The 15,559-nt window shown below is 57.1% G+C and carries 11 protein-coding genes; 7 read left to right on the top strand and 4 right to left on the bottom strand.

What is annotated here, in order from left to right; all coding sequences use genetic code 11:
* Positions 1-78 precede the first annotated feature (78 nt).
* Complete coding sequence (locus ACR0A2_RS14755) at positions 79-1,374, top strand: glycosyltransferase WbsX family protein (RefSeq protein WP_480835771.1); 1,296 nt, start codon at positions 79-81, stop codon at positions 1,372-1,374.
* A gap of 81 nt (positions 1,375-1,455) precedes the next feature.
* Here the strand turns inward: ACR0A2_RS14755 and ACR0A2_RS14750 are convergent, their stop codons facing one another.
* A complete protein-coding gene (locus ACR0A2_RS14750) occupies positions 1,456-2,421 on the bottom strand; it encodes a LysR family transcriptional regulator (protein ID WP_480835770.1) in 966 nt (321 codons plus the stop codon).
* A 73-nt stretch (positions 2,422-2,494) separates the two neighbouring features.
* Here ACR0A2_RS14750 and ACR0A2_RS14745 point away from each other — a divergent pair, with 73 nt between their 5' ends.
* Positions 2,495-3,529: a phosphotransferase family protein gene (locus ACR0A2_RS14745; protein WP_171331462.1), complete on the top strand. Its 1,035-nt coding sequence runs from the start codon at positions 2,495-2,497 to the stop codon at positions 3,527-3,529.
* An 11-nt stretch (positions 3,530-3,540) separates the two neighbouring features.
* A complete protein-coding gene (locus ACR0A2_RS14740) occupies positions 3,541-4,782 on the top strand; it encodes an acyl-CoA dehydrogenase family protein (protein ID WP_480835768.1) in 1,242 nt (413 codons plus the stop codon).
* Positions 4,783-4,874: 92 nt separating this feature from the next.
* On the opposite strand, the gene ACR0A2_RS14735 is transcribed toward ACR0A2_RS14740, so the two are convergent.
* Positions 4,875-6,470, bottom strand: coding sequence for a GMC family oxidoreductase (locus ACR0A2_RS14735; protein ID WP_480835767.1), 1,596 nt, complete (start codon positions 6,468-6,470; stop codon positions 4,875-4,877).
* A gap of 109 nt (positions 6,471-6,579) precedes the next feature.
* Between ACR0A2_RS14735 and ACR0A2_RS14730 the strand changes: the two genes are divergently transcribed.
* The 4 genes from ACR0A2_RS14730 to ACR0A2_RS14715 all read left to right on the top strand — a co-directional run bounded on the left by ACR0A2_RS14730 (position 6,580) and on the right by ACR0A2_RS14715 (position 10,697).
* Entirely contained in the window at positions 6,580-7,818 is a 1,239-nt protein-coding gene (locus ACR0A2_RS14730) for a TRAP transporter substrate-binding protein (protein WP_480835765.1), read from the top strand.
* A 64-nt stretch (positions 7,819-7,882) separates the two neighbouring features.
* A complete protein-coding gene (locus tag ACR0A2_RS14725; RefSeq protein ID WP_480835764.1) occupies positions 7,883-8,548 on the top strand; it encodes a TRAP transporter small permease in 666 nt (221 codons plus the stop codon).
* Positions 8,548-9,906: a TRAP transporter large permease gene (locus ACR0A2_RS14720; RefSeq protein WP_171331461.1), complete on the top strand. Its 1,359-nt coding sequence runs from the start codon at positions 8,548-8,550 to the stop codon at positions 9,904-9,906. The genes ACR0A2_RS14725 and ACR0A2_RS14720 overlap by 1 nt, the downstream gene beginning before the upstream one ends.
* A gap of 11 nt (positions 9,907-9,917) precedes the next feature.
* Entirely contained in the window at positions 9,918-10,697 is a 780-nt protein-coding gene (locus ACR0A2_RS14715) for an IclR family transcriptional regulator (protein WP_171614542.1), read from the top strand.
* Between the two features lie 306 nt (positions 10,698-11,003).
* Here the strand turns inward: ACR0A2_RS14715 and ACR0A2_RS14710 are convergent, their stop codons facing one another.
* Positions 11,004-12,740, bottom strand: coding sequence for a Mur ligase family protein (locus tag ACR0A2_RS14710; protein ID WP_480835761.1), 1,737 nt, complete (start codon positions 12,738-12,740; stop codon positions 11,004-11,006).
* A 14-nt stretch (positions 12,741-12,754) separates the two neighbouring features.
* Positions 12,755-15,556 carry a cyanophycin synthetase gene (gene cphA / locus ACR0A2_RS14705; protein ID WP_480835759.1) on the bottom strand — a complete coding sequence of 934 codons (2,802 nt, stop codon included), beginning with the start codon at positions 15,554-15,556 and terminating at the stop codon, positions 12,755-12,757.
* Positions 15,557-15,559: the final 3 nt, after the last annotated feature.

Genomic DNA, 15,559 nt, shown 5'->3' with positions numbered 1-15,559 from the left:
CTCTGTCTCGTGCTTTGCGTGAAAAAAAAGGTTTTCTTTGTCATAGTCGGCACGACGCGCCTTAGTACGAGAAACTGCATGTCCATCAAAGATACCCTGCTTTACTATTTGCTGACTGCGGCGTCGAAACTCAGCCCACCTTTGTCGCCACGTACGGCAAGGCGGTTCAGAAATTCAGCCAAGAAAAGAGACCCCAAAAGGGGTTGGGACAAACCTGGGCAATCCAACAGGCAGGGTTTTGAAGCCATCGGTCGGGCCGAAGAGTTCAAACCCTTCGACCCGCCTGCTAAAGCTGAACCCGCAGTGCGGGCGATTGCGCATTACCTGCCGCAATTTCATCCCTTCAAAGAGAATGATGAATGGTGGGGCAAAGGCTTTACCGAATGGTCCAATGTCGGAAAGGCCGTTCCGAATTATCCGGGCCATTACCAACCTCATTGTCCGATTCATCTGGGTTACTACGACTTGCGGTTGCCAGAAATCATGGTCGAACAGGCGCGGATCGCGAAATCTTACGGGATAGGAGGGTTCTCCTATTACTACTACTGGTTCGGCGGAAAGACCCTGATGGAGCACCCGCTCGAACAAATGTTAGGCAATCCGGAAGTCGACATGCCTTTTTGCCTGACATGGGCAAACGAAAACTGGACACGCCGCTGGGACGGGCGGGCGCACGACATTCTTATCGCGCAGAACCATTCGATCGAGGATTCCCTGAACCTTCTCCGCCATATACGCAAATACTTTGATGATCCGCGCTACATTCGGATAGATGGGAAGCCGGTTTTCATCGTTTACCGAGCGAACATCATACCGAATATCGAGGAAACAACCGCGGCTTGGCGAAAAGAGGCACAAAGCTGGGGCGAGCCGGACCTGTATCTCATAGCTGCCCAGACTTTCGATATCGGCGACCCCGAGAAACTGGGTTTTGACGCTGCTATGGAGTTCCCGCCGCATCAGGTAAAGCGCACCGACATCACGGATGAGATGGGGATCTACAATCCAGAGTTCACGGGTGCCGTTCTGGACTATCAAGCCGTGGTCGAGGCAGAGCTTCAAAAGCCGGAACCCCGGTACAAGCTGTTTCGGTCCTCCACGCTCTCGTGGGACAATACCGCGCGCAATCAGGATGCCCCCCGGATTATGGGGCGGTTCACGATCGATGCCTACAAGCGCTGGACGGAACATTTGTGCCGCCAGGTTCTTGCGCAGGAAAAATACAGTGCCGACGAAAAAATCGTTTTCATAAACGCGTGGAACGAGTGGGCAGAGGGGACTCATCTGGAGCCTGACCGAAGATATGGCTTTGCCTATCTTCAGGCGACCTATGACGCGTTACCCAAGAAGTCTGAAAGTCAGATCAATACGTGATGATTTCGACCTTGAGGTTTCGCGGACCTGACGGTTGGCGCCTCTGATATCCTGACGACACATGGTGCCCGGGGTTCCGTATCAATTCTGATCGACCCTATGATGCTGTTCCGTATCGTTCGCGCTGACGGTGCGACCTGCGATTTGGTCGAACATCCATTGTACGGCTTCGTCGCCGTCGGACCGGATATGCCGATAAAGGCGAAGTTCGATCGGAGGCACTTCAACCGGCAGCCTCAACATGCGCAGCCCCATTTCACGCGCGCTGCATTCGGTCAGCGTGGCAACCATATCTGTCTTGTGCAGAATATCCCGGATGTTCAGATAACTTTGCATCTGAAGCCCGAGTTTGCGCCGTGCGCCCAGTTTGCGCAGGACGATGTCGACCGGACTCGCCCCCTGAGGCCGTGAGGAAACATGCAGATGTGTCAGCTGAAGATAGCGCTCCAGCGTCAATGGGCCCGAACCCAGCGGGTGGTCGGGTCGCATGGCACAGACATAGCGGTCCTTCATGATGGCCCGGCTGATCAGATCCGAACTGTCCGGCATCGGAATGTCCGACGCGATATCGATCGTGCCCTGCTGTAACGCCTTGCGCGTATCCCGGCGGGGAATGCGCACGAGGCTGAGTTCGACCTGGGGTGCCGTGCGCTGAAACCCGGACAAAAGCCCGGGCAGGATGATGAGGCTGTGAAGATCGACCAAACTGACCCGGAACAGCCGTTTGCTGGTGAACGGGTCGAACCGTTCACCCTGCGCCGATGCGGCTTGCAACTGGTGAAGAGCGGCTGAGATCCTGTCCGAAATGCTCTCTGCCAGGGCCGTGGGCTGCATCCCCGTGCTGGTCTTCACGAAAAGCGGGTCGTTCAGTGTCTTGCGCAACCGGGTCAGGGCGTTGCTGACGGCCGGTTGCGTGATCGACAGGCGTTCGGCAACGCGGGTCAGATTTCGTTCGGTGTAGATGGCGTCAAAAATAACAAAAAGGTTCAGGTCTATCTTGTTGAGCTTGGTCGTCATGTCATTCACCAGATTTATACCGGCGATCATGCAAGTAAATTTCACAAATGTCATTGGGGGCGGTAAGCTGAATCGTATCCTGGCGGAATACGGAGTTTCATGCATGACCTCATCCGGCCTCGAACTCGATACCGAGCGGCTTTCGACATATTTGGGGCGCCATATCGAAGGCTTCGCCGGCCCATTGTCCTATCAAAAGTTTTCGGGCGGGCAGTCGAACCCAACCTATCTGCTGAAGGCCGGTGGTTCGAAATACGTGCTGCGCCGCAAACCGCCAGGTGACCTGTTACCTTCGGCCCATGCGGTGGATCGGGAATATCGTGTTCTGAAGGCACTTCATGGCACTGCGGTTCCGGTCGCCAAACCTTACGTGCTGTGTGAGGACACGGAAGTCATCGGTTCCATGTTCTATGTCATGAGCTTCCAGGAGGGCCGTATCTTCTGGAACCCGGCGCTGCCCGAGTTGGACGTGGCCGACCATCATCCGGTGTTCGACGAAATGATCCGGGTTCTGGCCGCGCTGCATTCGGTTGACACAGGCGCCGTCGGCCTGTCGGACTTCGGCAAGCCGGGAAACTATTTCCAACGCCAGTACAGCCGCTGGACCAAACAGTATCGCGCCGCAGAAACAAGTAATCTTCCCGAGATGGAACAGCTTATGGGCTGGCTGTCCCGCAACCTGCCCGATGGTGACGGTTCGGTCAGTCTGATCCACGGTGACTTTCGCATAGACAATTTTATCTTCGCTTCGGATGCCCCGCAGATCACCGCGGTTCTGGATTGGGAACTGTCGACGCTGGGCCACCCGATGGCTGATCTGGGCTATTTCTGTGTGTGTCTCAGATTGCCGCCCACCGGTCTGATCCGGGGGCTGCAAGGGCTGGATCGCGCTGCTTTGAACATCCCGTCCGAAGCTGAGATGATCGAGCGGTATTGTTCGCTGCGTGACCTGCCGGAGATTGAAAACTGGACTTTCTATCTGGCGTTTTCCTTTTTCCGGATGGCTGCGATTGCACAGGGTGTTTACAGCCGTGCGCTGGCGGGAAACGCATCGAACGAGAACGCAATGGCGTTCAAGGGGCTGGTGGCCCCTCTGGCGCAAATGGCGCTCGACGAAATCGCTGCTGCAACTCACTGAAGAGGATCACAATGGATTTTGCTCCATCGCCACGCGCCACGGAAATGCACGACCGGCTGAAAGCCTTCATGCAGGCGCATATCTATCCGCGCATTCGCGACCACAAAGAGGAAATAGAAGCCGGCAATTTCCCCGTTTCGTTCATGGAAGACCTCAAGTCGCTGGCCCGCGCCGAAGGGCTTTGGAACATGTTCCTGCCCTCCTTGCGGGATGATGAGCCCGGAACGCGGCTCAGCAATCTTGATTACGCGCCCCTGGCCGAGCTGATGGGCCAGGTGAGCTGGTCTTCGGAAGTCTTCAACTGCAACGCGCCGGATACCGGGAACATGGAATTGCTGCACATGTTCGCCACGCCCGAGCAGCGCGAAGACTGGTTGGTGCCGCTGTTGAACGGCAAGATCCGCTCGGCCTTTGCCATGACCGAACCCGACGTGGCCAGTTCAGACGCGACCAACATAACGACATCCATCCGGCGCGAGGGTGACGAATACGTCGTCAATGGCCGCAAGTGGTTCATCACCAATGCGTGCCACCCCAATACCAGACTGTTCATCGTCATGGGTAAAACCGACCCGAACGCCGATCGCCATAAACAGCAAAGCATGATCATCGTTCCAAGGTATACGCCCGGTTTGGAGATCGTGCGCAATCCTACAATCCTGAACATGCACGATCCCGAAGGCCATGCTGAACTGGTGTTCAAGGACGTGCGCGTCCCGGTCGGCAATCTGCTGGGCGAAGAAGGCAGCGGATTTGCACTGGCTCAGGCGCGGCTTGGGCCGGGGCGAATTCACCATTGCATGCGCTCGATCGGGGCGGCGGAAATGGCACTGAACCTGATGGTGGAACGTGCCCAGGAACGGAAGACCTTTGGCAAGCAACTCTCGGAACAAGGCGTGATCCGTGAATGGATCGCCAAATCCCGGTTGGAAATTGAACAGGCGCGGCTGTTGACCCTGAAGGCGGCCTGGAAAATAGATCAGGTGGGGGCGAAAAAGGCCTTCCGCGAAATATCCCTGATCAAGGTCGTGGCGCCCCAGGTACATGCAAAGGTTACGGATCGTGCAATGCAGGTCTTTGGCGCAATGGGCATGACACCCGACACGCCATTGGCCGACAGTTACACTTGGGCCCGGGCGTTGCGCTATGCGGATGGACCGGATGAGGTCCATCTTCAGGCTATCGCCAAACAGGAGTTGAAGAATTCCAACTATGGGATGTCGGCGCAGTGGCTGACACCGCCTCTGCGCTAGGTCAGGGCAGGGATGGCATCACCGGGCTTTCCCTGAGATCTGCAAGCCGAGTTGCCCAGTTTTCCTGGGATCCGGATACGCGGCCTGCTGCGCTATGTTCCTGCGGCAAGCAAGTCACTTGCCTTTTCTCCGATCATGATCGCGGGGGCGTTTGTGTTGCCGCTGACGATTTCCGGCATGATCGAACAATCCGCGACCCGCAAGTTTCCGATGCCGCGCACCTTTAGCGCGGGGTCAACGACTGCGGTTTCATTCGTACCCATCGCGCAGGTCCCTGTCGGGTGATAGATCGAAACGGAATTCGACCTGACCCAGTCCAGCGTGCCCTCGTAATCGTCGGTCGAAAGTTGTGACGTCGGGCGGAACTCTTCGGAAATCTTCGATGCCAGCGGATTGTGCTGTGCGATTCTGCGGGCGATTTTCACGCCGTCGACGATGGTTCGGCAATCCGTTTCCGTCGACAGATAGTTCGGAATGATCTTTACATGCTGTGATGGGTCCGGGCCGTTCAGATGCAGTTCACCCCTGCTTTCCGGCCGCAGCTGGCACACGGACATGGTAAAGGCGGAAAACGGGTGCACGCCTTCGCCGGGGCTGTCGGCGGACCAAGGCTGTACATGGAATTGAATGTCGGGTGTTTCCACGTCCGGGCGCGTTTTCATGAATCCGGTCGCAAGGCTGGCCGCCATGGTCATCGGACCGGCGCGGAACAAAGCATATTTGAGCGCGATACGGGCCTGATTGATCAGGCTGCGCACCTCGTCATTCAATGTGGGCTCATTGCATTTGAAAACGAGACGGGCCTGCAAGTGATCCTGTAGTCTTTTGCCGACATTGGGCAAGGCATGGACCGGATCGATGCCGTTTTTCTTCAGGTGGTCCGGGTCGCCGATACCCGACAGCATCAGAATCTGAGGAGAGTTGATTGCGCCGCCGGACAGGATGATTTCGCGTCGTACCTTCAGGGTTTTCTCATTGCCTGCGCGATCCCGATAGACAAGTCCGGTCGCCTGTTTCCCATCCAGCGTTATGCGTGTCACCAATGCGTTCGTGATGATGTTCAGGTTTTGTCGGTTTCGAATGGGTTTCAGATACGCCACGGCCGAGCTGCACCTGCGCCCATTGCGGGTGGTCAGCTGAAAATACCCTACGCCTTCCTGATCTGCGCCGTTGTAATCCGGATTGAACGGGTATCCGGCGGCTTGCGCTGCCGCGACCCATGCGTCGCAGATCGGTCGCTGAATGCGCATGTTCGACACCGACAGCGGCCCACCGACACCGTGATACGGGTCTTCGCCACGCTCTTGGTCTTCGCTGCGTTTGAACAGAGGCAGCACGTCTTCCCAGCCCCAGCCGACATTCCCCATCTGGCGCCAGCGGTCATAATCTTCTTTTTGGCCGCGCACATAGAGCAGACCGTTCAGTGAGGATGAGCCGCCCAGCACCTTGCCGCGTGGCCAGTCGATCGAGCGCCCGTTCAGGCCCGGATCGGGCTCGGTCCTGTAACACCAGTCCACCGAAGGGTTGTGCATGGTTTTGAAATAGCCAACCGGGATGTGGATCCAGGGATTGGTGTCGCGGCCGCCAGCCTCCAACAACGCGACGGTCGTGTTGGGGTCGGCGCTGAGCCGATTGGCGATGACACAGCCCGAAGACCCCGCGCCAACTACCGCATAATCCACTTCCATGACCGCCTCCTTCCAACGTCGTTGAAAAAAACTCTATGCAAGATGCAAGAAATATACTAGCCTTTTTTGATACAAAACGTCTCAATAATTGCGAACAGGGAGATAAGCAATGGAGATTGGTCGGAAACTGAGTGGTATTTCTCGGCGGGATTTTTTCCGGGTGGCAGGGCGCTACGGCATGAGCTCGACGCTGCTTGCAGCAGGAGGGTTTGGCGGGGCAATGAGCCTAGCCAATCTGGCGCAAGCGGCGGAATCCACGTATGAAAAACGCTTTTCGAAAGAACCGAAGCACACGTTGAAATTTGGTGCGTCGGGCTTCAACACCCGCAACCTGCTGATCGAGCGCGCCGGCGCCATCGAGTTTGCACGCGACCTGGAAGAACGCACCGATGGCGAGATTCGGATCGAGTTCATCGGCGACAACCAGATCTGCGGACAACTCAGCTGTGTTGAAAAAACGCAACAGGGAATCGTCGATATCTACGCAGCCTCGACCCAGAATTCGGCCGGCGGTGCGCCTTATCTGAACGTCCTGGACTATGCCTATATGTTCCCCAGCCGGGCGGCGCAGTATCATTTCTTCTACAGCCCCGCCAGCCAACGCATCCTGCGCGACCCGCTTGAAAAGCGTCACGGGCTGAAATTCCTGTTCACCCATTGTGAACTGCGCGGTCTGCAAATGGGCTCGACCTTTGCCGACAAGCCGACCGTTACCAAGCTGGAAGAGTTGTTCGGGACCAAGAACCGCGTGACGGGCACGCAGCTGGGTCGGATCGCGATGCAACTGCTGAATCTGAACCCTGTTCCAGTGGCATGGGAAGAAACGCTGGATGCGCTCAAGACCGGTCTGATCGATGGTGCGGAAACCTGGGCCTCGGCGGTGGCATATGCGAACATGGCGCCTGTGGTTTCGCAGTCAGTGAACCTGAAGTTCTTCTGTGGCACCGAGCATACCTCGATGTCGGCCAAGGTCTTCGACAGCCTCGGCGGCGAGTTGCAGGACGCCGTGATGGAGTCTTCATACTTCACACAGGCGTTGATCCAAGGTGCGAATGAGGCTGCGTTGTTGAACACAGTTGGCTTCTCGGAGCCGCAGCTTCCCAACACGATCTTTGCGGAAAACGGCGTGCGCCCGGCCTTCCTGCCGGAGGACCAGATCAAGCTGGCCGAAGAAATGTGTGCTCCGAACTACAACCCCGAGCCGTGGGCGCAGTGGCGCGAGCGGCTGAACAAATGGGCTGGTGGCATCGACACATACCAGGAGATCTACGACATCGCGCGCGAGATCCCAGCGGACACGCTGCCGGAAAATGTCGAGCCGCGCCGCTGGTGGAAGGGCGAGGCCTGATTAGACTGCCAGAACCGGCCCGAACGGGCCGGTTCAATCAATACCCACTGGGAGGACGGGCTTCATGTCACTTTGGGCAGACATTGGCGCAATATTCAGCGCTTTTCTCAGCCAGGATTCTTTCGAGATTCAACTTGCTCTGGAATCCGACGCCGCTTGGATCGTTGGTGCGGTCGTTGCCGCGATCGGGGGTTTGCTGGTCATGCTGATCTATCGCAAGGTGCCTTTAATCGAACGTCATCTGGAACGGTCGGTCATGGTGTATTCTTATCTTGCCATCGCGCTGATCATTTTCTGGGGCGTTATCGACCGGTTTGTCTTCAATGATCAGGAACCTTGGTCCACGACCATTCCTCCGCTTCTTTTCATGGTGATGGCCTGGTTCGGAGCGTCCTACAACGTACGCCTGCGCACGCATCTGAGTTTCAGTGAATTCCGCACCGCCATGCCCCGCGGCGGGCAATTGGCCTGCCTGTTTCTTGACGCGGTGCTGTGGTTCATCTTTGCGGTGATCGTCATCGTGACCACCTCGCGACTGGTGGCGCTTTCGGCCTCGAACTTTCAGATCGTTCTGGGCACGGACAATATCATGCAGTGGTGGTTCCTGCTGGCTGCACCATTGTCATTCTTCTTGATGGTCGGTCGCGTGTTTCAGAACCTCGCCGATGATTTGCACAACTGGAAAACAGGCGCGCCGCTGATCAAGCAGGCCGTGATCGGGGCAGACTGATGACAGACGGAACACTTGTTACACTGATCTCGCTGGGGGTCACCTTTCTGTTCATGCTGGGCGTGCCGGTGCTGCTGGTCATCGGTTACTGGGTCATTGGATGTTCCTTTGTCCTTGGTTTGACGCTGGACAATATGGGGGCCGAACTGCTGAACGTCTTCAACAAGGGCTTCGCCCTGTTGGCAATGCCGCTGTTTATCCTGACCGGAGATCTGATCAACAAATCCGGTATCGCGCGAAGGCTCAGTGATTTTGCCTATGCCTGTTTGGGCTGGATACGCGGCGGACTTGCAATGGCGTCGCTGGGGGCCTGCGGGTTGTTCGCGGCGATTTCCGGGTCGAACTCCGCCACGACGGCGACCATCGGGTCGATGCTGCATCCCGAGATGGTAAAGGGCGGCTATGACGAACGGTTCAGCGCCGCGACCGCTGCTGCGGGCGGTACTGTCGGTATCATCATTCCCCCTTCGATCATCTTCATCGTCTATGGCTTTCTGATGAACCTGCCGATTTCCGAATTGTTCGTGGCCGGTATTCTGCCCGGTGCGCTGATGGTCATCGGGATGCAACTGGCATGCTGGGTCATCTGCCGCATGAACGGGTGGGGCTATCTGATCCCACTGCAATTGAACCGGGTGCTGAAAACCGCCTTTGGTGCCTGGCTCGGCTTTTTCGCCATCGGTCTTGTGCTCTGGGGCATTTATACCGGCAAATTCTCTCCGACAGAGGCCGCCGGCGTGACCGTGGGCTTTTGTGTCATCGCGGGGCTGGTCAGCTACCCGATCAACCGCATCATGGGGGCCCGGAACGACATACCGCCGACCGAAAAGAGCTTCGCTGAAATGTTCGTGGTCGAAGGGTTCACGATCCCAGAGATTCCCTCAATCGTCATCAGGTCTGCCCAGATTACGGGTATCCTGGCCCCGTTGATCGCAATTTCGGTGGTGATGCAGCAGATCCTGTCCCTGCTTGGCGCACAGGAAACAATCGGAAACTTTGTGACCTCCATGGGGGGATACCATGCGGTTCTGTTCACATCGATGGTGATCGTCTTCTTTTCAGGCATGGTGTTGGAAAGCCTTCCGGTCACCATCATCCTGGCCCCGATCCTTGCGCCGATCGCAGCCTCGGTTGGAATTGATCCAATCCATTTCTCGGTCATCTTCCTGGTCGGGGCGTCCATCGGGTTTATCACACCACCATACGGGCTTAACCTGTATGTCGCTTCAGGCGTGACGGGCGTGCCGTATTTCCGGTTGCTCCGCTATACGGTGCCTTACTTGGTGTCCCTGCTATCCGTCTGGATATTGGTGTCGCTGGTCCCCGAACTGGCCTTGATCCTTCTGCCAAATAACTAGAATGTTGAAGGATGGCCGAGACTGATACTAAAGACAGAGAAACTCAGATTCCCACCAACCTGCGCCTGTTGCTGATCCTTGAAGAGGTGGCACGGCGCGGCGTTGCGGTCAAACCCTCGGACCTGATCGATGCATTGGGATTGGCCAAACCCACAATCCATCGTTTGCTGCAAACGGCAGAGGCAGAAGGGTTCCTGCAACGCGATCTTGACGGACGGTCCTATGGTCCGGGCAGAAGACTGCGGCTGTTGTCCGTGAATACCATGTCCGCCGAGCATTTGCGGACCGCGCGTCTCGCCATCCTGCGCGGCGTGGCCGATGAAGTGGGCGAAACATGCAATCTGGCCATCCCGGATCGCGAAGGCATGATCTATCTAGACCGGGTGGAAACCAAATGGCCGTTGCGGATTCAATTGCCGATCGGAACCCAGGTGCCGTTCCACTGCACGGCCAGTGGAAAGATGTACCTTTCCACCTTGCGCCCCAAAACTCTGAACGGGTTTCTTTTAGCCGGAAAGCTAAAAGAGCAAACTGCCCGTTCTTTGACAGAGCCGAAGGCCCTGCTGAGTGAAATCAAGATCACCGCCGAGCGGGGATTTTCCACCGACGACGAAGAATTCATGGCGGGCATGGTGGCGATCGCCGTGCCGGTGCAGGACGCGCAGGGCAGGCTGGTTGCGACGCTTTCAGTTCATGCCCCGACGCAACGGCATGATGTCGGCAGTCTGAAGTCATTTCTCGACACTTTGCGCCGGGGTGCAGAAAAACTGTCGCAGCTGTTGAGCGAGTAAGTGGCGCACCGGGATAATCGGCAATCGAACAACAACAGGGTTGTGTTGTTAGGCCCGGACTGTGTTCCCAAGCTTCGTGATCGCCGAATGCCTGCCGAGATCGACCGTGACCTGACAACTCGGGCGATTGGTTTCGCTCAGTTTCCCCAGGCGAGATTGAACGGTGGATTACGTCCTCACAAATATAGAAAACCCATGATCAGGCCGACAGTCATTCGTGGCCGTGATTTCTTGGATGCCGCAAACCCAATGCGGGGTTTGTTTGTTTTCCAATAGATCGCCGGGGTACGCCAATAGGTGTCGTACCTAAGCGCCCAGCATCTCAAGAACGGCGTCGCGTTCTGACAGGACAAGCAACAAAGCAAGATCGCCCGGCTCAAGTTGTTTAAGAATCCTGGCCGCGGCCTGAGAAGGGGATTGGGCCCTTTGGATCTGATCAGCGTTGTATCCGTGCTTCAAGGCCGTCCCTTCGATCAGGTCCGGGATTTCTCCCAACGCCCGGCCTCTCAGATAGCCTTCCAGTTCGGCTGCAACGATTACGTCAGGTTGGAATTTCAAAGCCGTCGCGGTAACGTCCCGAATGTCCTGATCCGATCTGTCGCCCGCATGGCTGAGCATGATAAAGCGACGTTTTGCCGGAAGTCCTGACAGCGCTTCGCACACGGCAGAGATCGAGTGCGGGTTATGTGCGAAATCTACAAAAACACGGGCGTCATGATAGTTGAACTCGTTGCAGCGCCCCGGATTGTCCTGTACATCGGGTTTGAAACCGGCCAATCCATCTCGAACTGCCTGAAGGGGTAGGTCCAGCGCCAGAGCAAGGCACATGGCGGCCAAGGCGTTCAGGGTGTTGTATTTCGCCGCCCCGCCCATGGTCACGGGCACGTTTGACACGGCAATCACCGTCTTTTCGGAAGTGCCATCGAAAAACACGATATTTTCCTGCTGCACATAGGCGCAGCATTTGTTGGAATCGCGCGCGTCACGGATCAGATCCGCTTGTGCATCCAAGGAAAACCACCAGATATTTGCCGACGTGTTTTTTGCCTCGGCACGGACATACGCATCATCAGCGTTCAGAACCAGCACGCCACCATCGGTAAGTGTGCGATGCACGGCGAATTTCGCCTGTGCCAGTTCCGGCACGGTATTGACGCCGTACTGTCCCAAATGGTCATTCGCAACATTTGTGACCGCGGCAGCCGAGGCCGCACGCGTTGGCAGGCCACGGCGCAGAATACCCCCGCGGGCCACTTCAAGGCAGGCGATCTCAAGGCGCTTGTCGCGCAGCAGCATCCGGCCGCCACCCGGGCCCGAGTAATCGCCTCGGTCAAGAATGTCGTTGCCGACCCGCACAAACTCGGTCGAGGTCAGCCCTGCAACTTTGCCAGATGCCCGCGCGATCGCCTCAAGCAACCGGGTCGTCGTGGTCTTGCCATTGGTGCCGGTGATGAACGCAACTGGAATGTTGTGAAGGCTGGACCAGTCTACGTCACCAGGGACGGGCAGGGCATCAACCGGCCAGACCTGACTACCTGTACCGTGCCCGATTGAAACCTCATCGTCGTCGCACAGAATATCCACGCCATGCGCCTCGGCCGCAGCGATCAGGTCGATCAGGCGGGGATTGGCTTCTTTGGCCATAACAGCTTTGACATCGGCCACCATTTGATCAAAGTCACCGGGAGTTGCATCCAACAACTCGGCGGCACAGAAGTGCCACGCCGTCTGCACCGCGAAGATCGCCGAATACAGCTGATCCATTGGTGCGGAAATCGCCAGATTTACACCGCCAGTGAATGTGCGATGGGTCAAATCCTGATCCGTCCATCCCAGCGCGTCCAGCACTCGGCGGGCGTTTTTTTCCCACAGGGCCGAGACCGTGGATGGATCAATTCCGGTGAAAAATACATCCATCACCGCGCCGGGTTTGTTCCATAACAGGCCAGGCCCCGTCAGACGCCGGGCGTCGTCGGCCTGAATATGATCAGCGGTCGCACTTATTATGGTCAGCGCGGTTTCAAGCTCTTCAATCCGGTCCATTCCGGTGCCCTCGCTCAGTCCGCGTCTTCGCTGTTTTCACGCGCCAGGCGCACACCGCGCTCGTCCCTGATCAAATTCTGATCGTTTTCGAACATGTCCTCGAAGGATGTGTCGACGGCCGTGGTCTTTGGTACAGCCTCGGCATCTGGGGTTGCACCGTCAGAGCTGAAATAGATGATCTGTTTCCAGCAGCGCGTAGTGTCGTCGCCGAAGATTACCAACAGATCCCCCGGTGCCGCTTGTTGCAGTCCGGCATTTACGGCCTCGACCTCATCCGGGATAACCGTAATGGATGCGTCGTCAACGCCATTGTCGATCAGTGCCTGACGCATCATCCGCGGTACTTCATCATGTCCTCGGCCTCTGCGGCGGTCATCGGCCTTGCAGATGAAATGGTCAAAATGCCCGGCCAGCGCGGCAGCTCCGTCGATGATATCTTCATCGCGCCGGTCGCCGGGCATGGCAACGACACACAATCGGCGACCTTTGATCTCCAATTGATCCGCCAACGCGGCCATCGCTTTGAGAGCGGCGGGGTTGTGGCCGTAATCCAGGATGACCTTGAACGGATGTTCGTCATAGACGTTCATGCGCCCCGGCGCCTGGAAATAGCTGGTATCGAAGGTGCGTAACCCATGCCGGATGTTGTCCAGATCGACCCCGAAGCTGTAGGCCATGGCGGCAGCAAACATGGCGTTTTGAACGTTGAAGATCGCTTTGCCTTCCAGTGCGGCGGGGATCAGATGCGACCACAGGACCGGAATGTGAAGCCCGTTGTCATAGATCGTCAGCATGTCTCCGTTCATGCCTTTTTCCAGAACAATGGCCTTTCCGCCCGCCTTGATATGTTCCTTGACCAGGCTGTGGCCGGGGTTGGTCGTGACGTAGAAAATCTGATCCGCCCCGGCGTAGTCAGCCATTTTCAGACAATTGATGTCATCAGCATTCAGAACCGCCGTATCCGTCGCGCTTTCCACCACCACGCGTTTCACCACGGCCAGTTCCTCGACTGTGTTTATGCCGCCAAGGCCAAGATGGTCGGCCGAAACGTTAAGGCATGCCGCCACGTTCGAGCGCTGGTATCCCAGACCAGACCGCACAAGCCCGCCGCGCGCGGTTTCCATCACGGCAAAATCAACCATCGGGTCGCGCAAGACGATCTGCGCGGATTTTGGCCCGGTCATGTCACCCTTGACGCTCAGCTTACCATCGACATAGACCCCGTCGGTCGAGGTCATGCCAACGGTTTTGCCGCTGGTCTTCATAATATGGCCCAGCATTCGGGACGTCGTCGTCTTGCCGTTGGTGCCGGTGATCGCGGCGATCGGAATGCGGGTTTCCTCATTGGCTGGAAACAGCATGTCGATCACTTTGCCGGCTACATCGCGCGGTTGTCCTTCGGATGGCGCCACATGCATGCGGAAACCGGGTGCTGCGTTCACTTCGACAATGGCACCGCCGATGTCTTTGTAGGATTTGGTGATGTCATCGATCAGGAAATCGACGCCGCCAACATCCAGCCCAACCGCCATTATGGCTCGTTCCGCCATGTCGCGGTTGTCGGGATGGACCACATCTGTCAGGTCGATCGCAGTGCCGCCGGTCGAAAGGTTTGCCGTCGAACGCAGATAGAAAATTTCACCGTCCGGCAAGACGGTCTCTTCGGTTACGCCTGCGGCATCCATAAGGCGCTTGGCCTGAGTATCGATCTCGAGCATGGTCAGCACTTTTTCATGCCCGATGCCCCGACGCGGGTCTTCGTTCACGATATCGACCAACTCGGCAATCGTGTGCGTACCATCACCGACCACATGGCCTGGAACCCGTTTTGCCACCGCAACAAGCTTGTTGTTCACCACAAGCATCCGGTGATCGAACCCGGTGACAAAGCTCTCCACCAGAATGGCGCGGCTTCGGGAATGTTCCTTTGCTTCGGCGAAGCCAGCCTCGACCTCTTCTTCCGAGTTCAAATTGATCGAAACGCCCCGCCCATGATTGGCATTCAATGGTTTGACGACCACCGGATGGCCAATGCGCGCTGCAGCGCGCACAGCTTCGCGTGCGGAATAGACCATGCGCTGCTGTGGAACCGGCAGGCCAAGATCGTTCAGCAGGTTGTGGGTGTCTTCCTTGTCGCAGGAAATCTCGACCGAGATATGTTTGGTCTCGGATGTAATCGTCGCCTGAATGCGTTTCTGGTATTTGCCGTGCCCGAATTGCACCAGCGAGCCAGAGTTGAGTCTGATCCAGGGAATGTCGCGTTCTTGCGCCGCCTTGACCAGCGACCCGGTCGACGGGCCGAATTCCTTGCGCTGTGCGCGCAGAACAAAGCTGCGCAGTTCGTCGTCCCAGTTAAAGTCCGGGTCGAAATCGTAATCCACCAGATCTTTCAGGGATTGCGGCAACAGATGCATCAGCAACCGCATTGCCAGCTTCCCTGCGTCCAGCCCAACGTCGCGCTGTCGGTATTCATACACCATGTTGTACTGGCCCGGCTCACCTGTGCCGCGTGTCCGGCCAAAGGTCACGTCAGTGCCCGCTACGTTCTGAACTTCGATAGCACAATGCTCCAGAACGTGACCCAGCCACGTGCCTTCGTCTTCACGCAGACGGCGGATGAAACCTCCGGGTTCGCGGTAGGAACAGCCATGCTCCGCAAGGCCAGGAAGCGCTTCGATCAGCGCGTCGATAAACTCGGAACCAATTTTTGCCGATGGCCACTCTTCCAGAATACCCAGGTCGATGACGTGGCGAATAACGGGGAAACTTGCCCAGACATTCGGGCCGACAAAGACATTGGTCGAGATTATTTTCATGAG

Source organism: Ruegeria sp. H8 (genome assembly GCF_056532905.1).
Note: the sequence above shows the minus strand (reverse complement) of the source record. Positions and strands in the feature narration are given on the sequence as shown.

What these genes read in the sequence shown, in the direction of transcription:
- ACR0A2_RS14755 (WP_480835771.1), top strand. Translation starts at nt 79, where the DNA reads ATGTCCATCAAAGATACCCTGCTTTACTATTTGCTGACTGCGGCGTCG.
- ACR0A2_RS14750 (WP_480835770.1), bottom strand. Translation starts at nt 2,421, where the DNA reads ATGATCGCCGGTATAAATCTGGTGAATGACATGACGACCAAGCTCAAC.
- ACR0A2_RS14745 (WP_171331462.1), top strand. Translation starts at nt 2,495, where the DNA reads ATGACCTCATCCGGCCTCGAACTCGATACCGAGCGGCTTTCGACATAT.
- ACR0A2_RS14740 (WP_480835768.1), top strand. Translation starts at nt 3,541, where the DNA reads ATGGATTTTGCTCCATCGCCACGCGCCACGGAAATGCACGACCGGCTG.
- ACR0A2_RS14735 (WP_480835767.1), bottom strand. Translation starts at nt 6,470, where the DNA reads ATGGAAGTGGATTATGCGGTAGTTGGCGCGGGGTCTTCGGGCTGTGTC.
- ACR0A2_RS14730 (WP_480835765.1), top strand. Translation starts at nt 6,580, where the DNA reads ATGGAGATTGGTCGGAAACTGAGTGGTATTTCTCGGCGGGATTTTTTC.
- ACR0A2_RS14725 (WP_480835764.1), top strand. Translation starts at nt 7,883, where the DNA reads ATGTCACTTTGGGCAGACATTGGCGCAATATTCAGCGCTTTTCTCAGC.
- ACR0A2_RS14720 (WP_171331461.1), top strand. Translation starts at nt 8,548, where the DNA reads ATGACAGACGGAACACTTGTTACACTGATCTCGCTGGGGGTCACCTTT.
- ACR0A2_RS14715 (WP_171614542.1), top strand. Translation starts at nt 9,918, where the DNA reads ATGGCCGAGACTGATACTAAAGACAGAGAAACTCAGATTCCCACCAAC.
- ACR0A2_RS14710 (WP_480835761.1), bottom strand. Translation starts at nt 12,740, where the DNA reads ATGGACCGGATTGAAGAGCTTGAAACCGCGCTGACCATAATAAGTGCG.
- cphA (WP_480835759.1), bottom strand. Translation starts at nt 15,556, where the DNA reads ATGAAAATAATCTCGACCAATGTCTTTGTCGGCCCGAATGTCTGGGCA.